Source organism: Bacillus sp. FSL M8-0166, assembly GCF_038008825.1.
GTDB classification, from domain to species: Bacteria; Bacillota; Bacilli; order Bacillales; family Bacillaceae; genus Bacillus; species Bacillus safensis.
The window spans coordinates 2957254-2981616 of the sequence record NZ_JBBOZZ010000001.1 but is presented as its reverse complement, the minus strand read 5'-3'; the positions used below and the strand labels follow the sequence as shown (position 1 = coordinate 2981616).

General features: G+C 42.3%; 26 protein-coding genes. 6 read left to right on the top strand and 20 right to left on the bottom strand.

The window, feature by feature from the left end; all coding sequences use genetic code 11:
• Positions 1-24 precede the first annotated feature (24 nt).
• The 4 genes from NSS92_RS15390 to NSS92_RS15375 all read right to left on the bottom strand — a co-directional run bounded on the left by NSS92_RS15390 (position 25) and on the right by NSS92_RS15375 (position 3733).
• Positions 25-1881, bottom strand: a complete 1857-nt coding sequence (locus NSS92_RS15390; protein WP_340869054.1) for an NEAT domain-containing protein — start codon at positions 1879-1881, stop codon at positions 25-27.
• A 19-nt stretch (positions 1882-1900) separates the two neighbouring features.
• Positions 1901-2554 (bottom strand): heme uptake protein IsdC, encoded by a 654-nt coding sequence (isdC, locus tag NSS92_RS15385; protein ID WP_340869052.1) that lies wholly within the window; start codon positions 2552-2554, stop codon positions 1901-1903.
• A 20-nt stretch (positions 2555-2574) separates the two neighbouring features.
• Positions 2575-3033: an NEAT domain-containing protein gene (locus NSS92_RS15380; protein WP_034281350.1), complete on the bottom strand. Its 459-nt coding sequence runs from the start codon at positions 3031-3033 to the stop codon at positions 2575-2577.
• A 367-nt stretch (positions 3034-3400) separates the two neighbouring features.
• Positions 3401-3733, bottom strand: a complete 333-nt coding sequence (locus NSS92_RS15375) for a winged helix-turn-helix transcriptional regulator (RefSeq protein ID WP_087977956.1) — start codon at positions 3731-3733, stop codon at positions 3401-3403.
• Between the two features lie 179 nt (positions 3734-3912).
• Here NSS92_RS15375 and NSS92_RS15370 point away from each other — a divergent pair, with 179 nt between their 5' ends.
• The 4 genes from NSS92_RS15370 to fosM are packed head-to-tail and all read left to right on the top strand — an operon-like array spanning position 3913 to position 7108.
• On the top strand, positions 3913-4767 hold the full coding sequence (locus NSS92_RS15370) for a VOC family protein (RefSeq protein WP_267586949.1): 855 nt from the start codon (positions 3913-3915) through the stop codon (positions 4765-4767).
• 16 nt (positions 4768-4783) lie between these two features.
• Complete coding sequence (locus tag NSS92_RS15365; RefSeq protein ID WP_024427515.1) at positions 4784-5545, top strand: GTP cyclohydrolase II; 762 nt, start codon at positions 4784-4786, stop codon at positions 5543-5545.
• Positions 5532-6623 carry a bifunctional diaminohydroxyphosphoribosylaminopyrimidine deaminase/5-amino-6-(5-phosphoribosylamino)uracil reductase RibD gene (gene ribD, locus NSS92_RS15360; protein ID WP_340869043.1) on the top strand — a complete coding sequence of 364 codons (1092 nt, stop codon included), beginning with the start codon at positions 5532-5534 and terminating at the stop codon, positions 6621-6623. Before NSS92_RS15365 ends, ribD begins: the two co-directional genes overlap by 14 nt.
• Before the next feature lie 59 nt (positions 6624-6682).
• The gene (fosM, locus tag NSS92_RS15355) at positions 6683-7108 is read left to right on the top strand and encodes a FosM family fosfomycin resistance protein (protein ID WP_267586951.1); all 426 of its coding nucleotides are present in this window, start codon (positions 6683-6685) and stop codon (positions 7106-7108) included.
• Between the two features lie 1002 nt (positions 7109-8110).
• On the opposite strand, the gene NSS92_RS15350 is transcribed toward fosM, so the two are convergent.
• The 6 genes from NSS92_RS15350 to NSS92_RS15325 all read right to left on the bottom strand — a co-directional run bounded on the left by NSS92_RS15350 (position 8111) and on the right by NSS92_RS15325 (position 14545).
• The gene (locus NSS92_RS15350) at positions 8111-8959 is read right to left on the bottom strand and encodes a polysaccharide deacetylase family protein (RefSeq protein WP_340869040.1); all 849 of its coding nucleotides are present in this window, start codon (positions 8957-8959) and stop codon (positions 8111-8113) included.
• A gap of 65 nt (positions 8960-9024) precedes the next feature.
• Positions 9025-9354, bottom strand: coding sequence for a PTS lactose/cellobiose transporter subunit IIA (locus tag NSS92_RS15345; protein ID WP_340869038.1), 330 nt, complete (start codon positions 9352-9354; stop codon positions 9025-9027).
• Positions 9355-9373: 19 nt separating this feature from the next.
• Entirely contained in the window at positions 9374-9697 is a 324-nt protein-coding gene (locus NSS92_RS15340) for a PTS sugar transporter subunit IIB (RefSeq protein WP_024423899.1), read from the bottom strand.
• A 12-nt stretch (positions 9698-9709) separates the two neighbouring features.
• A complete protein-coding gene (locus NSS92_RS15335) occupies positions 9710-11143 on the bottom strand; it encodes a glycoside hydrolase family 1 protein (protein ID WP_340869033.1) in 1434 nt (477 codons plus the stop codon).
• Between the two features lie 44 nt (positions 11144-11187).
• The gene (locus NSS92_RS15330; RefSeq protein WP_142946157.1) at positions 11188-12498 is read right to left on the bottom strand and encodes a PTS sugar transporter subunit IIC; all 1311 of its coding nucleotides are present in this window, start codon (positions 12496-12498) and stop codon (positions 11188-11190) included.
• Positions 12499-12586: 88 nt separating this feature from the next.
• Positions 12587-14545, bottom strand: coding sequence for a BglG family transcription antiterminator (locus NSS92_RS15325; RefSeq protein ID WP_340869029.1), 1959 nt, complete (start codon positions 14543-14545; stop codon positions 12587-12589).
• 136 nt (positions 14546-14681) lie between these two features.
• On the opposite strand from NSS92_RS15325, the gene NSS92_RS15320 reads away from it, so the two are divergent.
• Positions 14682-14891, top strand: a complete 210-nt coding sequence (locus tag NSS92_RS15320) for a hypothetical protein (protein WP_267586956.1) — start codon at positions 14682-14684, stop codon at positions 14889-14891.
• 48 nt (positions 14892-14939) lie between these two features.
• Here NSS92_RS15320 and NSS92_RS15315 read toward each other — a convergent pair whose 3' ends face one another.
• The 6 genes from NSS92_RS15315 to NSS92_RS15290 all read right to left on the bottom strand — a co-directional run bounded on the left by NSS92_RS15315 (position 14940) and on the right by NSS92_RS15290 (position 20665).
• Positions 14940-15365 carry a YwqH-like family protein gene (locus tag NSS92_RS15315; RefSeq protein ID WP_340869026.1) on the bottom strand — a complete coding sequence of 142 codons (426 nt, stop codon included), beginning with the start codon at positions 15363-15365 and terminating at the stop codon, positions 14940-14942.
• A gap of 288 nt (positions 15366-15653) precedes the next feature.
• Positions 15654-15917: a YwqI/YxiC family protein gene (locus NSS92_RS15310; protein ID WP_024423905.1), complete on the bottom strand. Its 264-nt coding sequence runs from the start codon at positions 15915-15917 to the stop codon at positions 15654-15656.
• A gap of 35 nt (positions 15918-15952) precedes the next feature.
• Positions 15953-16378: a YwqH-like family protein gene (locus tag NSS92_RS15305; RefSeq protein WP_267586958.1), complete on the bottom strand. Its 426-nt coding sequence runs from the start codon at positions 16376-16378 to the stop codon at positions 15953-15955.
• Between the two features lie 296 nt (positions 16379-16674).
• The gene (gene nhaC, locus NSS92_RS15300) at positions 16675-18081 is read right to left on the bottom strand and encodes a Na+/H+ antiporter NhaC (RefSeq protein ID WP_267586959.1); all 1407 of its coding nucleotides are present in this window, start codon (positions 18079-18081) and stop codon (positions 16675-16677) included.
• 144 nt (positions 18082-18225) lie between these two features.
• Entirely contained in the window at positions 18226-19647 is a 1422-nt protein-coding gene (gene aspA, locus NSS92_RS15295) for an aspartate ammonia-lyase (RefSeq protein ID WP_034624136.1), read from the bottom strand.
• Between the two features lie 28 nt (positions 19648-19675).
• Positions 19676-20665, bottom strand: coding sequence for an asparaginase (locus NSS92_RS15290; RefSeq protein WP_024427527.1), 990 nt, complete (start codon positions 20663-20665; stop codon positions 19676-19678).
• A 205-nt stretch (positions 20666-20870) separates the two neighbouring features.
• On the opposite strand from NSS92_RS15290, the gene NSS92_RS15285 reads away from it, so the two are divergent.
• The gene (locus NSS92_RS15285; protein ID WP_039182556.1) at positions 20871-21218 is read left to right on the top strand and encodes a helix-turn-helix domain-containing protein; all 348 of its coding nucleotides are present in this window, start codon (positions 20871-20873) and stop codon (positions 21216-21218) included.
• 63 nt (positions 21219-21281) lie between these two features.
• Here NSS92_RS15285 and NSS92_RS15280 read toward each other — a convergent pair whose 3' ends face one another.
• The 4 genes from NSS92_RS15280 to NSS92_RS15265 form a co-directional block, all read right to left on the bottom strand.
• Positions 21282-21746: a helix-turn-helix domain-containing protein gene (locus NSS92_RS15280; RefSeq protein WP_251219814.1), complete on the bottom strand. Its 465-nt coding sequence runs from the start codon at positions 21744-21746 to the stop codon at positions 21282-21284.
• Positions 21747-21844: 98 nt separating this feature from the next.
• On the bottom strand, positions 21845-22372 hold the full coding sequence (locus NSS92_RS15275; protein WP_046312740.1) for a YfjD family protein: 528 nt from the start codon (positions 22370-22372) through the stop codon (positions 21845-21847).
• 21 nt (positions 22373-22393) lie between these two features.
• A complete protein-coding gene (locus NSS92_RS15270) occupies positions 22394-23152 on the bottom strand; it encodes a hypothetical protein (RefSeq protein ID WP_340869006.1) in 759 nt (252 codons plus the stop codon).
• Between the two features lie 12 nt (positions 23153-23164).
• A complete protein-coding gene (locus NSS92_RS15265; protein WP_142946151.1) occupies positions 23165-24361 on the bottom strand; it encodes a DUF6861 domain-containing protein in 1197 nt (398 codons plus the stop codon).
• Positions 24362-24363 lie beyond the last annotated feature (2 nt).

The window sequence follows — 24363 nt, the reverse complement described above, 5'->3', positions numbered from 1 at the left end:
CGCATCTCACTTAAAATAAACAGTCTATCTTGTCCGTGTTTGATATTTTCTGACGAGTACGAATAACGACCCGCCGAACAAAAGAATATACATCCAAAGAAGAGAGGTATCTCCCGTTTTCGGATTCAGCTGTCCAGACTCAGATTTGGTTTGATCATCTGATGGCGTAAATGTCATCTGCTCCGCACCCGTTTCCTCAGGTGCTGCATTCTCAAGTTGATTTGTTTGTGAATCTTGCTCATTTGGATTTTTGACAAAGCCGATATTCTCGTCGTCTCCAATGACTGTTGAAATTCCGCTTCCCTCACCGAGAGCGATTCCTTTTGTGTCATAGACAAGTTTGACATCGTACTGCTCATGATAATTCGCAGCTGGAATATCAATTTTTACGCGTGCAGCCTGAGCTCCGCTTAAACTTTTTGCTTCATATTGAATGACGCGTGTATCTGCTTTTTGATCTGTCTTCGCGACAAGTGTCTCTTCAAACTTTCCGCCTGTTCCTACTTGGAATGACGTGATCGCTGAGCTGTTCTTCACTGTATATGAAACGAAATGGCAGCCATTTTTCACAACCAGTGTCGCAGGACTCACGACGTAATCGTTCATGCGAGAAAGCTCATCCTTGTCTGCTTTCTTCATTAAGAAAGGAAGTTTGTATACACCATCTTTTAGCTGAGCCGTCTCTTGATCTGCTCCGCTGTTGTTTGTTTCTGGTGATGGTGTGTTTGGTTTTGGTGTTTCTGGTGCTGCTGGTTTTTCTTCCTCTACCACCTGCCCGTCCTTCACTGGAGAAATACTCTTTGGATCAAATTGAAAACGAATATCGTAGGTTTGATCATAGTTAGCGGCTGCTACTACAATGTGTACTTTTCCTTTGACCACTTTTTTCAAATCATCTACATCAAATGAAACCACTCTTGTGTTCTTTGCTTCATCCTTGCTGACTGTTTTGGCTTCTTGATAAGAACCGTCTTTCTCTGTTTTCAAAGAAGCGACAGACTTATGGTCCTTCACCGTAAAGGAAATGGTTTGCTTTCCATTTTTGACAGTTAAGGATGCAGGATGTGAGAAGTAATCACTCATTCGAGATGACTCATCCGTATCCCCTTTTAGCACACTGTAATTGATACGATATACGCCATCTTTTAGTTGATTTTGCGCGGAATCATCTGGTTTTGTGCCATTGTTATTGCCTGGTGTTGTCGGTTGATCGTCTGGCTTTGTACCATTTTGATCATCTGGTTTTGTTTCGTTATCGTCTGGCTTTGTACCATTTTGATCATCTGGTTTTGTTTCGTTATCGTCTGGCTTTGTACCATTTTGATCATCCGGCTTTGTTTCGTTATCGTCGGGCTTTGTACCGTTTTGATCATCTGGTTTTGTTTCGTTATCGTCTGGCTTTGCAGGTGTAACGAGTGTTAAGCTGCTTTGATCGAATGCAAACTGTACGTCATATGCTTCGTCATAAATAAAGCCGCCTAAATCCCAGTAAATTTTCACCCAGCCGTTTAATTTGTCTGATAAGTCGGCGACATCAAATTTGATCACACGTGTATTGGCTGTTTCGTCCTCACTGACCGTTTCAGTGGTAACGAGAGCACCATTTTGTTCGACCTTGAAATCTGTTATTTCTTTGCTTTGCTTCAGTGTGACATAGGCTGTTTTCTTGCCATTTTCCACAATCAGCTTAGCTGGCTTTTCTGTATAGGTATCCATCATGGACGCTTCTGTGCTGCCATTTTTTAAAATGGTGAATCCGACTGTGTATTCACCATCAACGAATGATGCCGCTTGAGCTGTTCCTTGAGGAATCTGAAACGCAGTCAACAAACTGAATAAAACGAGCAGAATGGCTGCCTTTAGATGAAAAAGACGTTTCAAATGGTGACACTTCCTTCCGTTAATGCTTGATGATCCACTTTCTTGCTAAAAACCCGCCTGAACATAAGACAAGCACAAGGAGCCACCCTGTCTGGCTTGTATCACCAGTTTGGGGATTTTCTTCTTGTTTCTTCGTGGATGAATCAGCTTTGTTCGTTGATTCTTTTGATGGCTGCTGACTTTCTGCTGCACCCGCTGATTGATCTGCACTGTTAGACAAAAGTGACTTGATGCTGCTTTCATCGAATTTCAGCTGAATGGTGTAATCATGATCATAATCAGCTGATTTGACAGTGACGTGAATTTTGGACTTGATTGGTTTAGACAAGCTTTGAGCTTGGAACTGAACGAGCCTTGTATTGGCTTTTTTATTTGTTGAGAGAACGGTTGTATCGACATAGCCGCCATTTCCCGGTACTTTAAATTCCGTTACCCAGCTGCTATTTTTAATTGTCATTTGTATTGTCAGGTTCCCATTTTCCGCTATCACTTTTGCTGGTTTTAGCCAGTAATCATTTGCCATTGAGACCGCATTTCCTTCAGCTTTTAGCACTGTATAATTGACGGAGTATGTACCATCCTTTAATGCGGCAGCCTGTGCGTTTGAAAAAGGCAGCATAAGTGCCAGTAAAAAAACGGCCATGAAGACTGACAGCCTCATCCTTTTTTTCATCAAGCGAATTTCCTCCCTTTCTATTGAACAGATGCCGCATCAAACTTGAGGCGAATATCGTAATTGCCTGTATATCCGATGGCCGGTACAGTCACACTCACTTTTGCTGGTACGGCCTCAGTCAGGCTGTTCACATTGAATTCGACTGTTCTCTTATTCGCAGCTGTATTTGTACTGATTACCTTGGCATCTTTGTAGACACCTTGATCGAGCGTTTTAAAGCTTGTGATCCAAGAGCTATTCGTTAACGTAACTTGCGCTTTGATTTTTCCATCCTTTACGACAAGCTTGGCTGGTTTTTCAAAATACGTATTCGCTGTTGAAGTCGAATCGCTATCAGCCTTCCAAACCACATATTGCGCTGAATATTGACCATCTGCTAAGCCAGCTGCTGAGGCTGAGCTAACAGGAGCTAGAGCAAATAATAGAACAAAACTAAGGAATAATAATACGGGTGATGTTGAACGAATGACTTTCATGTGAACCCTCCTAAATGATATTGATAATTATTCTCAATAGATAATAAAAAAAATAACCTTCATAAGTGTTGGAACACACTTATAGATGATTATGATAATCATTATCAATTGGGTCGAAAAAATAAATCTTTGCTTCCAAAAAGTCAAAGATGTCTGTTTCTAAATGATGGATTGATACATGTTTTAGGCAATCTGTCCCATTCATAATACCATGGCATAACCTCCATTCCATTACAGGGAAAAGAACCCTCTTCTCCTTGATATTATATAATGCATGAAATGATTGTCAACATTTTTCATACTATTGTCTTAGTTTTCTGGAAAATCACACAAAAAAATTTCGATCAGACACACTGATCGAAATGGATTAAGAAGGAACATGTTCCCCTATTTTGCTGTTTTTACGATCTAAAGACCAAGCATACATTTCACGAATAATCGGTTCAATTTTCTTCCCTTGCACTGTTAATTCGTATTCAATCCGCACTGGAATGTCAGGGTATACCTTTTTCTCAACAAGTCCCTCAGCTTCTAAATCCTTCAGCCTTTCTGATAGTAATCTTCCGCTGATGTTCATTTCATTTTCAAGCTGACAAAAACGCTTAGGTCCTGTCAGAAGCTGATTGATGATGAGAATGACCCACTTCTTGCCTAGAATCTCCATGGCATCTGTAATTGGGCAGCCATCTACTTGAGCCATATCTTACTCCCTCCTGCTATTTTTCTCTTTTTTTCATTATAACACAATTAATTACTTGAAATAAGTCACTAACTATTATATAGTTTAGTTACTAAAAGTAACAAGGTATTCATTTTTATCAATTTTCAATAAACCATTGAACATGCAGATGCATATAACATGAAGGAGATGACCGAGCTTTGAATACAATCGAGCAGGTAAGATTAGGTGTAACAGAATTACATGTGTCCAGCTTTGAGCGTTCTTTGCCTTTTTATACAGACATTTTAGGTTTTACTTTATTAGAACAGACGGATTCTACTGTCACGCTTGGCAGCAACGCAAAGGAACCAATCCTTGTGCTAAAAGAAGATGTGCAGCTGAAAGAGAAGCCTGATCATGAGCCAGGACTTTATCATTTTGCGGTTTTATTACCTACCAGAAAAAACCTGGGCACATGGCTGGCGCATGTGATCAAAAAAGGCTATCCTTTAATTGGAGCAAGCGATCACTTTTTCAGTGAAGCCATTTATTTAAGTGATCCTGACGGCATTGGCGTAGAAATTTATGCTGATCGCCCTGAGGACATTTGGGTAGGTGAGCATGGAGAACTGAAAGGTGGCGGAAATGCACCGCTTGATGGAGATGGTCTCCTGCAAGAAGCCGCTGATACCACATGGGAAGGACTCCCGGCTGGTACAGTCATGGGACACTTGCATTTCCATCTCAACCCAGAAGAAGCCGATTCCTTTTATGTGAACACGCTCGGTTTTCATATCCGAATGGCTCCCACAGCAAGCTTATTCATTGCTGGTGGCGTGTATCATCACCACCTTGCCTTTAATGCATGGGGACGCGGACGAAAAGGAGCCATTGATCCACGTTTTTCAGGAATTAGAAGCTATACACTGGTTTTCCCAGAAGAAGCAGACAGACAATCCGTCATCGAACGTCTGACAAAAGCAGGCACTCAAGTCAACACGACAGGAAAAAGCAGCGAATTTGTTGATCCATTTGGCGTTCTCGTTCGTTTACAGATTGAAGAAACAGACTAAAAAGAAGGTGCAGAATATGGACAAACACACAGAGCTTAAAACAGCCATATTAAAAGATAAAATCAAACGAGTACAGCAAGAAGACGGGTATATATATATCACTGGACCCATTAAACTGCCAGTGAATTTAGACGGCAGAACCGTCATGTTCAACTGGTATTCATGGTTAAAAGACGATGGAAAAGAGCCATTGTCAGATGAAGCTTTAATTGAAAGCCTCTCGTCCCGCCAGCTTGCTGATCATCAGCAGTCAAGCGTTCTTGTATATGGGGATTTTGAGCACGCTGACGAAGCCCTTATCCGCATGCATTCCATTTGCCACACTGGCGATATTTTCGGAAGCAAGCGCTGCGACTGCGGATTCCAATTGAAGCAGTCTATGCGAATGATTGAGGACAATGGAGCAGGAGCCCTGTTTTACTTAGCCAATCATGAAGGCCGCGGCATTGGTCTTTTCAGTAAAGCCATGGCTTATATTCTTCAAGAAAACGGCTACGATACAGTAGAAGCGAACGAAGCACTTGGTTTTGAAGATGACACACGTCAATACGAAGAAGCCATTGCCGTTCTTCAAACACTTCGTACAAAGCCGGTCAGACTCATTACCAATAACCCGAAAAAGACAGATGCGATCAGCCATGCAGGTTTATCTCTTTCTGGACGCATTCCGCTTTGGGGAGATGTCTCTGAATTTAACGAAAAATACTTGCAGACAAAAATCAACCGCTCAGGTCACATGAAGGCGGAGCAAGAGGTGCGTACGATTGCCACATCATGAGCGATATATGAAGCTAGCCCTTGATAATGCACGGGCAATGAAAGGTCAAACATCTCCGAATCCGCTCGTCGGGGCTGTGATTGTGCGAGAGAATGAAATTGTTGGAGTCGGTGCTCATATGAAAGCCGGTGAACCGCATGCTGAAATTCATGCACTCAACATGGCTGGAGACAAGGCAAAAGGAGCCACCATTTATGTGACCCTCGAGCCTTGTTCCCACCATGGCCGCACAGGCCCTTGTGCGGAAGCACTTGTGAAAGCCGGCGTCGAAACTGTTGTCGTGGCGGCACTTGATCCGAATCCGCTTGTCGCTGGCCGCGGGATTGCCATTTTACAAGACGCAGGCATACAAGTCATCACAGGCGTACTCGAACAGGAATCCATTCTGATGAATGAAGTATTTAATCACTTTATTACGAAAAAAACACCTTTCGTGACGCTCAAAGCGGGCATTACCTTAGATGGGAAAATCGCCTCTGCCACGTCTGACAGCAAGTGGATTACATCTGAGACATCCCGTTATGATGCTCACCATATCCGCAGTATCAATGATGCAATTTTGGTCGGTGCTCAAACCGTCATTCACGACGATCCTTCATTAACTGCACGGATTCCAAATGGAAACAATCCGATTCGAATTATCTTAGACTCAAAGCTGTCAACACCACTGACAGCAAAGATCGTCACCGATCAGATGGCACCTACATGGATCTTTACAACAAAGCAAGCCGATGAGGAAAAACGAGCGGCTTTAGAAGAAGCTGGCGTCCGTGTCTTTATGACAGACAGCGACACGCGGGTGCCACTGCAAGAAGTGCTTCAAGTGCTGGGAGAAAAAAATATCTCCTCTCTCATGATTGAAGGCGGCGGCCAGATTAACGCCTCGTTCTTAGAACAGCAGCTTGTAGATAAATTGATCATCTATATGGCGCCTAAGCTCATAGGCGGACGACTTTCTCCTTCCTTTTTCGGAGGCGAAGGCATACGCCTCATGAGTGATGCCATTGAACTGGATCAACTCACCGTGGAACCAATCGGAAAAGATATCAAAATGACGGGATATCCCGTTTATCAATAAAAAGCTTGTAGATCGGATCTGCAAGCTTTTTTCTCATCATTTATAATGGGGTGATTGATTTGAAAATAAAAGGAATAAACCATCTGTTATTTTCTGTTTCTGATTTAGAGGCATCTATTGATTTTTACACAAAGGTCTTTGACGCCACATTGTTAGCAAAGGGCCGAACGACAGCTTACTTCGATTTGAATGGGCTATGGCTTGCCCTCAATGTAGAAAAGGATATTCCTCGCCAAGATATCCATCACTCATACACACACATCGCTTTTTCAATTGATGAAGAGGATATAGATCACATGTACAACAAATTAAAAAATTTGAACGTCAACATCTTACCAAGCCGGCCGAGAGATAAAAAGGATCGTCAGTCCATCTACTTTACGGACCCTGATGGACATAAATTCGAGTTTCATACAGGAACCTTAAAAGACCGAATGGATTATTACAAGGAAGAAAAAGCTCATATGGAGTTTTTTGATAAATGATGAAAACGAAGAGGAAACAACAAAGCGCCATTCGTCATTTAATAGAAAGGATGGTAAAATATACATAGAAACGTGTAGCAAGCGATAGTCCCCCCCTTCTATACTAAAGGTGTTTTTATGCCGAGAACGGAGGGGTCAGTTTGAGAACAAAACTTGTGCGTTCACGCGTTGAGAGACGCAAGAACAAAAAGAAAGAAGCTTGTACCTGCAAGTACAAGCTTTGGCTACTTATCTTAAATTCAATCCGAACTCTAGTCCAGTTCATAGCATGGATGTTAGATAAGAGACCGTTCTGAATTAACCCTTAAAATGATAATGAAAAATAAAGTGGCACCTTCATTACCCCTAGTCAAGGTAATGCTGGTTCTATCTCGTTTCTGTTTTTTGGAGGGCTGCTTTATTTTTTCTATATTACTTCAGTATATTCATCACATGATAAATTTATACATAGAAAAAGCACACGGTAGTCAGCCGAGTGCTCAAATTAAATTTCTTTTCAGTTATATGGTGACGTTCAAGAAATTCACCTTGAAGCTCTCGTGCTTCAGTTTGAAAACTAGTTCAACTTAGTCCGAGTTGAACAAAAAACTTGTGCAATTACATGTTACCATAAGTATCAATTTGTTACCATAGATAAGCATACTTTTTTAACCTTCATGTGTAAAAAACTATAAGAGCTTTAGTTACAGTAATTTTAAATTAGAGTGAGCTAAATTTATTTTTTTATTCCTGCACAATGTTTAAAATAAATGATACAGCTTTTTTTGTTGTTCAATTGATCAAATAAACTGAACAACAATCTATATAACTTAAAAATCTGATGTACTTTATGCCCTCCTACTTTCTATTGGCAACTGTATGACCTTGTTTAGCTAAATAAAAAAGAATCAGTATATTAAAAAACTGATTCCTTATATTGCATGAATCTATCTAAATCCTAAACAAGTTTTATTCATGTCCCGCGAAACTTGTCGTAAAATGTTTCATGTGAAACATTGATCGTTACTTCCCTTCTACCAGCCTGCCAAAGCTTTCGGGTGAAAGTCCCGTTGAAATACGCAGGCGGTGTAAGGACATCATGCCTTGTTCCTTCTTCGCATGTCCTGGTTCAGTGGTGACAGCCATTTCATATCCGGCTTCCTTCGCCAGCTTTAGCGTGTCCTCATTGTAGCGTCCGACCGGATAACTGACCATGATCGTTTGCTGAGAAAACCGCTGATCAAAGAATGCCTTCGATCCTTTTAGTTCTTCTTCCTGCTGCTTCTGTGATAGACGATTGAGCTCTAAATGATGAATTGTGTGACTCTCTATTGAAATACCATTCGCCAACATATCATCCATTTGAGCGTCGGTTAAGTGATGCGGACGGCCAATGGATTGCTCAATCATGAAAATCGTCGCTTTCATTCCATATTGCTTTAAAATCGGAAATGCCTTCGTATAGTTATCGGTATATCCGTCATCAAATGTGATGAGAACACACTTTTCACTTGGTATCGAATTGGTCGTGAGAACTTGATATGCCTCTTTTGGCGACAGTGTGACATAGTCGTTGTCCTTCAGCCATTTCATATGAGATGCAAATTCGCTCTTTGGCACACGTAACGAGTTGCCGCTTGAGATACTGTGATACATCAAAATCGGAAGCTCGACCGGCTCCTTTTGCTTCATCCAGTTTTGTGTCTCTATCACTGCTGGTTCTTTTTTCTGCTGAATGTCTTTTGTTTGTAATGGACCCTTTTCCTCTTTGACGGCTTGCTGGCTTCCTTCCGCCTGCTCCTTCATTCCCATACAGCCCGAAATGAGCAGCATGACTAGACCAACTGCAAACCATATACATGTTTTCTTCATTCACCAATCCTGCTTTCTCTTTATCTACCGAATGATTATAACAGAAATTGGTTATTCATTGACATCTATTTTGACAGGGTATTCATTTTTTTACACATTTCGATCATTTCGATGGCGAGCAGATGAATGGTCTCTGTTGTGAGCATTTGATCTTCTGCGTGTATCAGCAGTAAAGAAAAAGGAAGCTGTTCACCTACTGCTTCTTTTTGAATCAGCGACAGATGCAGGTTGTGGATGCTTCGAAACGCTTCCTCCCCTTTTTCGATCAACTGCTGCGCTTTTTCAAAATCATCAGCTCTTGCTAGACGAATCGCTTCTACATAATGACTTCTTGCCTCGCCTGCATGGGCAATGATTTGAAAGGCTGCTCCCTGCATTTCCTCTAATACCGTCATCTGCTTCTCCTCCAATTATTCAAGATTCATTTGCTAGTTTCAGTGCATGCTCTAGAATTTTTTCTCCGTTTGCTGTTCCGTATAATCTTACATTGACGACATCGACAGGTATTTGATAGGGTGCCGCCGTTTTTTCAGCTGCTTTTTTCATAAAGCTTACTTGCGGTCCAAGTAAAATCGCCTGTACATCCTCTCCATGCTCTTCTAGTTCATCTGCAATGGCTCCTTCTGGTATAGCATAAATATAGTAATCCAGCCCTTTAGCTTCTGCGGCAGCCTTCATTTTCGACACCACAATGGACGTCGACATTCCTGCTGCACAAGCGAGAATGATTCGTTTCATTTCCCATCACTCCTATTGATAGATGACTTCTGTTTCAACCTTCAGTTCCCTTGTTTTGATTAATGTCTGATACCAATACGCAGATGCTTTCAACTGACGATTCCGTTCGTTCTCCAGCTGAATTTCCACTAATCCGTAGCGGTTTTTAAAGGCATTCATCGGCGAGACATTGTCCGTAAATGCCCAAAGCATATAGCCTGTGCAATTTGATCCTTCTGCTTTTGCTTGAAGTGCCCGCTTCAAATGCTGGCTGATAAATGAAATACGATACTGATCATCAATGATGCCGTCTTCTTTTTTAAACCGTTCTTCCTTTTCGACACCCATGCCGTTTTCGGCCACAAACCACTCAATATTTCCGTATTCTTCTTTTATCCTCATCCCCATATCATAGACAATCTTCGGGTAGATTTCCCAGCCTCTGAAAGGATTCATTTTTCTCCCTGGAAGCTCAAACATATCGTAATAATAGGATGGATGAAAAGGCGTCCCTTCGTTCCAAGCCTTACTCGGCGCCTTGACACGATGCGGATAGTACAAGTTGAGCCCGACGACATCCACCGTATGATTCTTGATGATCTGAAGCTCTTCCTCTGTGGCATCGAAAAGAATATCATGCTTTTTCAACACATCGATCAGTTCCTCTGGATACTTCCCTTTGATGGAGGGATCTAAGAACACTCGATTAAAAAACAAGTCATACATACGTGCTGCTTCTCGGTCATGCGGGGCAGACGATCTTGCATACGTCACTTCTGGATTGAGAATCACGCCGATTTTGGCTCCTGCCGATTCCTTCAAACCCATCTCCTGAAACAGCTTCACCACTTTTGCTGTTGCCAGTGCTTTATGATAGTTCCACTGCATCCATTTCTTCGTATTTTGCTCAAACGGATATCGGATGGCATCTAGATAAACACGTGTTTGGACAACAATCGGTTCATTAAAACTAAACCAATGCTTGACCCGGTCCCCGTAGCGCTCAAACACCTTTTCCGCATAGAGAACAAACAGCTCGACGACATGCTTTGATGACCATCCGCCATACTTCTCAAGCAAAACGGCAGGAAGCTCATAATGCTCTAAGCAAAACATTGGTTCTACACCTGCTGCGATTAATTCATTGATCAGATCATCAATGTAACGAGCATAGGCCTCATCCACTATCCCATTCTCGTAATCTATGAGAAATCTCGACCAATTGATTGATGTCCTGTAATGTGTCAGCCCAATCTCTTTCATTAAGGCTACATCTTCAGGATAGCGCTCGTAAAAATTTGTCGCACCAGCCGGACCATAGCCTTCGTGCCACACGTCATATCCTTCCTTATACCATAAGTCGATGTAAGAGTCCTGATGCGCCCGCTTTCCCTTCCATCCTTCCGTCTGCCAAGCAGAAGCCGCAGCACCTAGGATAAAATCACTTGGAATCTCGATTCTGTTCATGTCGCCGCCTCCCTTTTCTTCGTCTGTATGTGAAGCCCCTCCTTTTATTCTGAATCTGGTGCCGCTTCTGGCTTGCGGTTAGACAAGAGTACAAAGGGTAAATAGATGAACACAGCAACCACAATACAGATAAGCTGTGTGATGACAGCTCCCATACTGCCAGCGGTGGACAGCCATGCATTCACAAGCGGCGGTGTCGTCCACGGCACCATCACGACCGCTTTTCCAGCGAATCCTGTAGCCGTCGCAATATACCCAATCGTACCTGTCACAAGCGGTGTGACGATAAATGGGATCGCCATCACAGGGTTTAGCATCACAGGTAATCCAAAAATAACGGGTTCATTGATGTTGAACAGTCCGGGTCCAGATGAGAGTTTGGCAATGCTTCGCATCTCTTCCCTTCTCCCAGCAATAAAAATCGCAATCAAAAGACCAATGGTCACACCTGAACCACCGATGCTCATATACACATCCCAAAACGGCATCGTGATGATATTCGGGATCTCTTTTCCCTCTTGAAATGCTGTCATATTCACTGCAATCGATCCTAATAAGAGCGGCTCCCGGATCGGCTTAATCATCTGGTTGCCATGGATGCCGATCACCCAGAAAAATTGCGCCACAAACATTAACGTTAAAATACCAGGCAGCCCCTGTACGACACTTTCTAACGGGCGCTGCACCACGTTATACACTGCTTCGTGCAAATAAATGCCTGTCAAACGATGAAATGCAAAGCCGAATGAACTAATGATCGTAATTGTAATGATCGAGGGGAAAAGTGATGAAAAAGATGTCGCCACATTCGACGGAACCGAATCCGGCATCTTGATTTGAAGCCATTTCACCTTGGTCAGCTTACAAAAAATCTCCACTGATACGATCGCAATGATCATCCCTAAAAATAAGCTTTTTGGATCGGAAAATTGTCTTGCCAACACGTCTACAACCTCACGCATCGATCCATCGACTTCAAGAAGAAGTGTCGTTGGAATAACAGATATAAATGAAATCAATGCCATCAACCCTGGGAACAGAGATTTGTGCCCGTTGATTTTCCCAAGCTCAATCCCAATGAGGAACACAGCCCCAATGGTTAAAAAGTTCAGCGTGGCATAATTGATTGCCTTCATAATAGGCTGAAGCTCTGCTAAAAACCTGAATATCTCAAAATGAGCAAGCCCTGTTTCCGGGCTCATGATCATATTCGCCACCAGTACAGCAAAAGCTCCTGTAATGATAATCGGCATCAGTGTGACAAATGCCTGTTTAATCGCCATAATATATTTCTGGTTGGTGATGCGATAAGCCACATGCCCCATGACATCTGCCGCTTTCTCCTTGAAGCTCATATCCGTCTCCCCCTTTGCAAAAACTCGTGATCATCCTCCTTTTTGATGTTATTTTAAAAGCGCTTTCATTAACATCTAATCTTTTTCCTCACAGATGCGGAAATGGGTGACGCGTTTTTTCATTTGGCTGCTCCAATACTTGAAGCGCAGCCGTCAGTTCTTCAAATGAAGCGGCCTTGATAAGTTGTTCCACCACTTCCTTCCGTTCTGTCAGCCGCACAAGAAATTGATAAAGCGACTGTAATTCTTTTTGATACGTCTTCTGGATGCTTAACAAGCATACGACTTGTACTCGATCTTCTCCCCACAGCACCGGTTTTTTCAACGTGCAGATCGCACAAAACGTGTCATCTGTTGCCGGTTTAATTGGATGAGGAATCGCAACCAAATGACCGAAAGATGTGGGTGACACTTGCTCTCTTTCTAGCAATAATTGTTCAAACTCGTCTGGGATTCGATGCTGCTCCTTTAGCACGTTTACGAAAAATTGAAGAACCTCTTCCCTTGATTGGAGATCTTTCTGAAAAAATGTCAACGCCGGAGTCACATACCGCAAAACCCCTGTATCCTGTGAATTCTGCACAAATCGTTTCAGCCGCACAATATCATCGTCAGTTAGAATCGTATGTACATCAATCACTGGCACCGTCAATGTATTCTGAAGCGGAATGGTACTAATAATAAAATCAATGCTTCTCAAATCATACGAAGGAAGTTCCCCGACACTTGCAGTTCCAGCGATCTCCAGCCTTCCGCTAAAAGCCGCTGTGAGTTTATGAAGAAGAAGCTGACTGCTGGCAACACCCGTCGCACACACAATAAGACATGTCTTTCTCACATGCTGTGATTTTGTCCGCTCGATTGCAGCCCCAATATGGAGCGCCAAATATCCGATCTCATCCTCAGGGATCTCGACACCCTCTTTTTCCTTCAGCCATCTCCCCATATAGATACCCGCCTCAAACGCAATGGGATAATGCCTTTTAATGTCTGGTAAATAAGGATTTCGGATGTTCATATCGTATCTAAAACGATGAATGGCGGAACGCAAATGAAGACTTAATCCAACGATCAGCTCCTTATCAAACTGAATATCAAGTGACATGTGCTCCTCTACATAAGCAAGCAATTGGTGAGTGAAACGAAAATGATCTTCGTCCAGCAGATGAAATAACGTATGACCAGCCTCTCCATATGCCATCATCTTTGCCCCCATTAAGTGAATCGCGATGTACGCCATTTCAGATAACGGAAAATCAATCGCTAATACACGGCGAATATCTTCTGACATTTGTTGAGCTATCTGGAAAACTGGCTGCACTTGAATTTCTTTCAATTCCGCTTCTGGCATCTGAACCAGCTTTTTTTCTTCAATTCGTTTGCATGCAATGGCAATGTGGGTCACTAAATTACTTAAACCGATTTCTGATAGATGAAGTCCGGTGGCTTTTGTACGTGAACGCACGATGTCCTGAATCAACTGATATGTTTCTTCGGGTAACAGTGCAGAGGTCGCGTGCTCCTGCTGAAATACATGCTCGGCCATACAATATCTTAATTTCATTTCATCACCTGTCAGACGCAGGCCATATTTAGGCCGGTGCGATATAGAAAGTCCATGCAATGAAAACAAGTGCCTGACAGCTTTCAAATCATTTTTCACTGTAGATTCACTCACAAATAATTCCTCTGCCAATCCATCTAATTTAATATAGTCTTCTGACAGAAGCAGTCTTTTCAATAGATAAGCCACGCGATCCTCAGGCTGATTAGGAATGAACTGTTCCTTTTTCTCATTTCTCACTCTCAGTGACTTTTTCAAAAATGTACGGAATGCCCCATAATCTTCAACGCTCAATGTATACCCTGCCCCGCGTTTAATATGCAGTGCGGCACCATGTTCTTCTAAGATCATTTTAAGCGCTTTCATATCTGTTCGGATGGTGCGTGATGTGACTCCGATCACACGGGCAATTTCTTCACTTGTCAGTTCCTGCTCCGCTTGCATCAATCGTTTCAGAAGCTCCTCCTGACGTAGAGATAGCATGGGCTCTCCTCCCTTGACATTTACTTTTGCCTATCATCATAAACGAAAATAGAACTCTTTGCCCAGTTTTTCTTTCAAATCGGGAACCTTGATATGGCTCATTCGTATGAATATGAAACTAGAGGAGGGATGCATTATGGGTACTTTTATGTTTGTTGTCATATTAGTTTTTTTAGGAGCCATCATTGCCAACCTGTTCACATCAAAGGATAAACGTGCATCTGCTAAGCGTTCTGCACATCATAGTTCAACGACAAGTACTTATACTGATTCGTATACCCATCACGCTTCTGATGCCTCCTGCGGGAGTGATTCAGGTGATAGCGGCGGTGGTGGATGTGACTAAACAAAAAAACAGCCGCCCTTTTATGAGACGGCTGTTTCATTTATGGTTTTAAAGAGCTTTCCAGCCCCGTTCAATCAAATGTTTAACATCCTTTGCAAAATCCTCGCCCTTTTCCATCACGTCCTGAGCTCTTCCTGCAAAATTACTGGCAACGGCCAGCTCCATTTTTTTCAATTCAAAGTGCAAGATTTTTTGATCAATCTCTGTTATATATTTTTCATATTCATTGTTGATGATGTCGTGCATCACACTATAAGCGTCTTTCCGGTGGCGATGAAAGTCGGTTCCTCTCTCACCTTTCCATGACGAATCTAGAGCAGGCTTCTTGATCTCTTTGATATCTGACTGGGCAAGATCTTGTTCTGTTCGAATATTGCTTTTGGCTGTCTTTAACCGAGAGATCATTTCGTCAAATTCTGCACGTTTGTTCTCAATTCCCATATGCAGATGGTGCAGCATCTCGGATAAACTCATGTCATCCACCTCTATCTGACCTCATACGAAAGCACGGCGTGAGCGCCTTTGGAAACTATCGACTCACTTGATTTTTCCAATCCTGACATTTCTATCGTTCTGCTTTCATTAAGTATAGTATAAGGCGAAAAGCCTCAGCCTTAAATAGGGAAAAGGTGTCCTTTTAGTGACGCGTTTGGAAGAAAAACGGAATAATACAAGGTCTTACAACCCTAATTTTATATGAGTCTTTGAGACTATATTTTACATCATGTTAATGGTACCCATAAATAAAAGCGATTGTGCTGATTATTTTGCAGCAATCGCTTCGTCTTGTTCTTTTAATGTTTTCACGTTAGAGCGTGTATCCTGAACATTTTTAATTAAAGCTTCTTTAAAGCTTGAGACCATTTCGCTCACCTCTGCTTCACGTGCCGTCCACTTGGTCACAAATTCAAGGCTGTTTTCACCCGCTTTATCTGCTGCTTTTTTCATCGCTAAAGCTTCGACTGCTTGGGAGACTTCATCTAGTTTATCCATGACTGTTTGGTAGTTTAACTTAATTTGTCCCATTGATATCCTCCAGATTTGTTCAGCATGAAGCTCTCTTACAAGCTGCTCCATGCTTTTGAGATCAAGCGTTTTGCGTCCTCTACTGCGTCTTCTCCTTTTTCAGCAAGACGTGCGGCGTCTCCAGCTAAGGAACTGGCAAAGGATAACGCAGCTTGTTCAGCTTCTAATGTACTGATTTTGAATTCGATGCGGCTCACGTAGCGTGGGTATTTATCATTCACGATCGTTTGCAGCGCATCATGTGCTTCATTTCGGTCTGTTTTGAAATCCTGGCTTCGCTCACCTTTCCAAGAGGTCCCAAGCTTTGGCTTCTTGATTTGCTTTAAATCCGTTTCTGCCGCATCTTGTTCACGTTCAACCTTGCTTTTCGCCTTTTTGAGTCGAGCGATTTTCTCTTCAATTTCTGCTTTTTTATTTGAAATGCCACCGTTAAGGGCAGACAGCATATCCGATAAGCTCATATGGGTTCCTCCTCCTGTCAAAAAATAAAAACGCTGCTTAGAGTCTCTCTAAACGAGCGTAAGGTGAAATAGCACTTTTTCCAATATTGTTATTATAAGGTTCAAAGACTCATGTTTAAATAGGGATTTGTGCCCTTTTTATGGGATAAATATGCTTTCATTCTGCTTCACACTACCCCTTTAGACCTCTTTTATAGGAGGTCTAAATTCCTTTTCATTCGCTATATGTGACATATAGTCTCTCGGTCCTAGGACAAACAAAGCCGCCCCGTTCAGGAGCGGCTTTTGCAAACGGCTTATGAGGCCGATTCTTCTCTTTCTTGTTGATCTTTCACGTACCAAATGAATTTACCCGTATATCCGTAAATGATTGCAAGACCAATGGCGACAAAGCTCAACCACATAAATGGTAAATAAGAGAATGTCGATACGCCGAGGATTCCTGCCATGTAAATTCCGTTATCTGACCATGGAACCATACCAGACGTAAGCGTACCACCGACCTCAGAGTTTCTGGATAAAACTCGTCTGTCTAACTTTAATTTATCGTAGCTCTTTTCCATAATTTTTGGTGTAAGGATAATTGATACATACATTGCACATCCAAAAATGTTAGCAAAGAATGCAACAAGAATAGTGGAAAGAGTAACATTTCCCGCATTGTGCAGTTTTTTCTCAAAGGTTGAGACAATGACTTTCAATACACCCAGATGTTCCAATACTCCCCCGAAACCAAGCCCGAGGATAATCACTACCAAAGAGCCAAGCATGTTGACCATTCCACCACGATTGAGAAGCTGGTTTAGAAAGTCTACATCTGATTGAATTGAAAATCCATTGTATGCTGCACCAATTGCATCACTAGGATTCGCACCTTGAAACGCAAAGGCCCAGATCGCCCCAAACAAAGCACCGATTGCAATAACCGGCAGAGCAGGCTTTTTCATGACAAGTAAAACCACGACAATTAGAGCTGGAATGAGCATCCATACATTAATATTGAATGTATCGAGCAACGCATTCTTTAAGTATTCAACCTTTTCTTGATCAATATTACGTCCTCCATAGATAAAACCAGTGACCGTAAACATGATAGCTGTAATAACAAAGGCAGGTATGGATAAGACCATCATCGCTCTTACATGCGCCAGAACTTCAACCTTTGATAAGGACGAGGCGAGAACTGTACTATCTGACAGTGGAGAAAGCTTGTCTCCAAAATAAGCACCTGACAAGACGGCACCTGCAACGATTGGGAGAGGAATCCCTAAACCTTCACCAATGGCAATCATGGCAATCCCAGCTGTACCAACTGTTCCCCAAGACGTCCCTGTAGCGACAGACATAATGGCACAAATAATGAGTGTTGCTAGTAAGAAGATATTTGGATGAATAAATTCAAGACCATAATAGATCAGTGTCGGTACGACTCCGCCAGCGATCCAAGTTCCAATTAAAGCACCTACAGCAAGTAAAATCAAAACAGCATCTAATCCATTTGATATCCCTTTTGTAATAGCACCCTGTAAATCCTTGTAAGCGTGTCCTAAATGAAGACCAAGCCCAATTGCTAGAAACCAAGAAATAAATAAAGCCAGTTGAATATCTAAGTCAAAATAAATAGTAAATGATAAGACAATCGCCAAAAATAAACCTAGCACGGCGATGATCTCCACCATAGATGGCAAGCGAACCGATTTCAATGTTGTTTCCTCCCTTTGTGCGTGCGTTAAGCGTTTTCAAATTAATGTGAAAAAAGTGTGTCAATTCGAAAGAAAGTGAATTGCCTGTTTTTCTCTTTTTCACAGGCAATTCCACATATTAATAAAATAAAATTTTTGATATTATTATCGCTCTAGGAGCTCTGCACCCGCAATGCCAGGCTTTGTCATCTCGTATGGATTTAAGATAATATCAAGTTCTTCTTCCGTTAAAACATCGTACTGCAAGCAAAGATCTCTGATCGATTGTCCTGTTAAAATGGCTTCTCTTGCAATTCTAGCGGCTGCTTCATAGCCTAAGTGAGGGTTCACGGCAGTGATCACGCCTGCACTTTTTTCTACATATTCTTTCAAACGTATTTCATTTGCTTCAATGTCCGCTAAGCAATGATCTGTGAATGAGCGGAATCCGTTATTCATTATACTAATAGACTGGAGCAAGTTAAAGACCAAAACAGGCTCCATCACATTTAACTCAAGCTGGCCTGCTTCAGAGGCAAGACAGATCGTGTGGTCGTTCCCAATGACCTGGAATGCGATTTGGTTAATGAGCTCTGCCATGACTGGATTGACTTTCCCAGGCATAATGGATGATCCAGGCTGGCGGGCTGGCAATGCGATTTCAGCAAGACCTGCGCGCGGACCAGATGCCATTAAGCGAAGGTCATTGGCAATCTTAGACATGTTCATCATACATACTTTTAAAGCGGCGGATACTTCTGTGTAAGCATCTGTATTTTGCGTTGCATCCACGAGATGCTCTGCGCCTACAAGAGGAAGACCAGAAATATCAGCGAGCTTTTTCACCACGATCTCAATATAGCGGGGATCTGCGTTTAAGCCTGTCCCAACAGCTGTTGCACCCATATTGACTTCATATAAATGCTGCTTTGATTGGTTGATCCGTTTAATATCACGGCTCAGCACACGGCTGTAAGCTTCAAATTCCTGTCCCAAACGGATTGGAACAGCATCCTGCAGGTGCGTACGACCCATTTTGATCACATGATCGAATTCTTTCGCTTTCTTTTGAAAGACGTCCTGCATGACTTGCATCGTTTCAAGAAGAATGTCTAACTGCTTGAGCACAGCAATATGGATCGCCGTTGGGAATGAATCATTCGTTGATTGCGACATGTTCACATGTGTGTTTGGGCTTAAATGAATGTATTCACCCTTTTGATGTCCCATGATTTCTAGCGCTCTGTTTCCAATCACTTCATTGGCATTCATATTCATAGACGTTCCTGCGCCGCCTTGAATTGGATCGACAATAAAGTACTCGTGCAATTTGCCTTCAATGACTTCATCAGACGCTTGAACGATGGCATTTCCAATTCCCTCATATAAACGTCCAACTTCCATATTGGCTTGAGCTGCTGCTTTTTTCACGATGGCAAAGGCTCTAATTAGTTCCTCGTGCATCCGATATCCTGTAATCGGGAAATTCTCTTTTGCACGAAGGGTTTGAACCCCATAATACACGTCTGCTGGAATTTCTTTTTCACCAAGAAAATCCTTCTCATAGCGATAAGTTGCTTGAACCATCTCTTATGACCTGCTTTCTATAGAATAGTTAAATCACTAAATCTTCTGCGATTGGCGTTTCCATAATCTTTTTGACTTCTCTTGGATCTGTTGTTTTGCCTAGTGCCCACATCAGTTTCGGCACGATAGCTTCTGTATTCATATTTCTTGAACGTGCCACCAATTCTTGATTGATCTTGCGTCCTACCTCATACACACTCATGTCTTCTCCTTCTTCAAGACACTGAGTGGTGATGACAACAGAAATGCCTTCTTCCAGCAGTTCGTTAATCTTTTCTAAAAGGTTTCTTCCTTCGAAAGGAATCCCGCCGCTGCCGTAGCTTTCAATGACGACGCCTTTGTACATGCTTTTGACTGCATCTAAAAACTCAGGCTTCAGGCCTGGGTGCAATTTTAACAGACACACATCTGTGTTCAAGGATGCATCTAATTTAAGCGGTTTCATTGGTGTTCTTTTTACTTTGCTATTGTATTCAATTTGATGGTTTTCAATTGATGCAATATATGGGTAGTTAATGCTTTCAAATGCATCGTAGCTTTTCGTTCTTAGTTTGATCGCACGTGTTCCTTGAATGACCCTGCCATCAAACACGACATACACGCCGCCAACACCGTCACATGCAAAGCGAATCGCATCTGTGATGTTTTTCTTCGCATCTGTTTTCTTAAAAGTAATCGGAATTTGTGAACCTGTAATCACGATCGGCTTATCAGGATTTTGCAGCATATAAGACAGCGCTGCTGATGTATAGGCCATTGTATCGGTTCCGTGAGTAACGACAAACCCGTCATACTGATCATAATTCTCATAAATGGCTGTTGCGATATCAACCCAGTATTCAGGCTGCATATTTGTACTATCTATACTCATTAGGGACTTTGTGTCCATTGTATATTCTGCATTAATTTCGTTTAAATAGCTCAAAAGATCCTCAGCTTTAACACCTGGAGCTAAACCATTTTCACTCTCTACAGATGCAATCGTCCCACCAGTCGTTAAAAGCAATAATTTCTTCAACAGGTCCACCTCTTTCGTAAAATTACTTCGTTTGTCACACATATTATAAGCTAGCTTGTGCTATTCTATAATATACGCTTTACGCGTACCTTCATTGCCATTATAGTCACATAACGCGAATTAATCAAGAAATTGTTACGCATAACGCGTACATTCTATGTCAAAATATGATATACTGTTGTTGTAAATAAAGGAGCGTTCATGTATGATACTCGATCGTTTAACCACCCTTAGAAAAAAGAAAAAATGGTCTCTCCAGCATACGGCAGATCGCCTAGGTATCGCCAAAAGCACCTATGCCGGTTACGAATCTGGGTACCGACGACCTTCGCTTGAAGCAGTGAAGCTGCTGGCTGATTTGTATGATACGTCCATTGATTTTTTACTTGGTAGAACGGACGAGCCAGAGATACAACGCAAAATCTCTGATATCAAAATTGAACTGACGGAAGCAAAAGAAGGAACCATTCATGTAGACGGCGTTCCCCTAAATGATGAAGAAATCAAACAGCTTGTTGCCTTTATTCGGGCGAAAAACACTCTAAAAGTATAAACACAGAAAAGAGAGGCACCTTATAAACAAGTGCCTCTCTTTCCTTTTCCAATCAGCTTTTGATCAATATGGAGAAGACAGCCGGCTTAATTCCTCTAGCCGCCGCTTCGCTTCTTCTTTATTAAACGAACTATAATAGCGATAATTCTCCTCATCTAAGATGCGGTAATGCTGACTAAGTACATTTTGCTGAAGGCGAAATGTGCCTTTTTTGACAGACGTCCTCCACCAAACCTTTCCGCCAATCGTACGCTCAACTGATAGATGTAATTCATCATGTGCCACAACTTCCAGAATCTCAAGCGGGTCATCCCCTAGTGTCCCTTTCAGAATATCACTATCTCTGAATAATGCACATACGGCTGCGGATTGCGTCCAATTGAGACGCAGCCTGTTCTTTTCAACCTGCTGTAAATGCCGTTTCGATAGACCAAGTACCTCCGCCATGCGATCCTGCGTATAATTCTTTTCTTTTCGAATCCGTGCCATTTGTTCTGTGACGAGGTCGATTACCATCTCTTTATCCATCTCTCATCACCTCTCCGAGTGTTCAGTCTTTACTGACATCATACACGATTTTTTCGAAAAAGTGGCACCTCACCCTATAGAATTCTGACAAAAACAGCTTAGTCGGTCTTCTCTTCTCCCTGGCCATGCTGCTGTCTCCAATTTTCTTGGGCTGTCTGATGTAAATATGGATAGATCTCCTGTTTGACAGTTTGCTCAAATACTTCTTCATCTAAAATGCTGTACGCCGGAATTTTGATCAATTTCCCATCTACTTTCCGAATAAGCACATCCATGAAAAGAAATCCTCTTATACTGTAACGATGCCTGCGCATGTCAATTGATTGAATATCTTGAAAAGGGATCGTTCGCTCCCGATGCAGCACAGCGCCATTCTCCCCGCGCTGAATGCGAAAAATCACATTTCCCCTCTTCGTAAAAGCCGGCAAAATCATCAAAAAGGAGATCCAGCCATAGACAATACCTAATAGCCCGCCTAAAAATAAAAACAATGTATAGTTCGATTCAAATGTAAGGGCTTCTGAAAATAACCAAATACCGATGATACCGAAGCCGCCCGTTGCTAAGAATGCCCATACTCTTAAAAAAGGTCTGCTCCTTACTTCTATTACTTCACTTGGATTCAAGCGTCATTCTCCTTTTCTCCATTAGAATATAGAACGTAACCCGTCTCGATGAGCCGTCTCAATGCGAAATCGATTTTCTTTTAATCCTGATACAAGCCACGATTGGTTCTCACCTGGAATCACAAATATCATGGACTCCACATCCGGCGTATTATTTTTGTCATAGACGACCTTCATGAGGGAATCCATCTTTCCTTTTCTCGTCTGTATATCAGACACAAATGCCTTCACGAGCTCTTGATTCTCTGCTTCATTCAGGAAGGATGGCCATTCATTTTTCGCTTTGCTTGCTTGCTCTAACAGCATTTCAAATTCCTCTGCCTGCAGGCTGATGACAGGTTCAGGGTGATCATTCATCTGTATGTTGAAAAAGGCTGTCACTTGCTCCTCTGCCTGCTGATCCCCGCTCAGTTTGCGAATCTGATGCACTTGTTGATCATAAAGCGTATGATGCGCATATACACCCGCCTGTGTTGTGTGAAAAGAGGTGCTGACTTCTTCATCTGTGTCTCCAAATTTAGATGCCTTGATCGTGTGAGAGGCATCATTCATCGCCTGGATGAAATGACGGTATTCCGCTTTATAACGGTATTGTCTGTTTCGAAATTCCAGTACACCTTTTGCAAGCAAAGAGCGGCACGCAATTTCAAATAAAAACCCCAAGCGCTCGTCCTCTACTTCAGGATAATAGGCCTCCTTTAAGGACATACCTTGTTCAAAATAGCCTTCACTGTAAAAACTAAAGATGAGTTCCTCAATACTTAGACTTAGCTGATCCAACTTGATCTCTCCTTATCCAAAAGAAAATGCACCCTTAAAGAAATCGCCTGCACCCTTTATGAGCGAATCTGCGGTTTCTTTTGTTTTTTCTATCCCTTTATGTATCACCTGATTTGCCTGATCAATGGTATCATTGACTGCTTTCACACCTTGACCCGCCAGTTCGAATGCTTTTTTCCCTTTATCCACGACCGCATGAATCGGGTCCTTTAATTTCACTGCAACCTGTTCAGCAAAACCGGATGTCAGCTTGGCGACTTTTTCTCCAATAAATCCACCTACTGCTGAACCAATGGCTCCGCCAACAACAGTTCCAATCGGACCTGCAAAACTTCCAAGAGCGCCCCCGACAACGGCACCTGCGACAGAACCGCCAGCGATAAAGACCGTATTGTTCACTGCATTTCCAACAGCCTTTGCATTTTCACGCTTAAGGACTTCTGGCTGATCACCGAATTCTGCATAGTTCTCGGCAATTTTCAATCCACAGCCTACCGTTTCTGTTGCACCAGTGACAACCGTTGCAATGATGGCATTTCCTTTTGCAAATCTTGCACCATTTTTCAGAACAGACTTAATAGCAGCCGTGTCCTTCCAATTAATACTTCCTTTTGTAAAATCACGGACACTGTTTGTGAACGCAACTGTATCGTCAGGATAAAATTTTGTGAATTTCTTATGGACCAAGTCAGCCATCGGCCAGTTCGATCGTTTTAATAATTCTTTTTTACTCAGCCAAATCCTTGCTAACCGGTCAAATCTCGTTCCTTCTACCCGGCTGGTCAGATCAAGCAGCAGCTTTGAATGCTGCGCTGCATATCGGCCATTCTCTTTAATGAAGGTTGTCATCCCAAGCCCGTAATATTTCGCCTGCATCATCACGATACCAGCTAAACTCGTGAGTGTACCATATTGATCATAGATGCTGTACATTTTCCGCAATATATCATCTGCTTCAACCATTTTATCCGTTGCATGACGAATCGCAATATCATCACTGCTCAATTTGCTGATTAATGCTTGTCCTGCTCCCCATGCATCCCCGACACCAGAAAAACAGCTTCTATACCGAGGATCGCAGCCTAAAATCAGACCGTCCAGTTCACTATGTAAATCGCGGTGCTTCGTTTCAATGGCTGACAGCTCGCCTACAAAATCATTCGCCAGCCCTGTCAGCTGATCTGGATCAACCACAATGTCACGTGCCATCA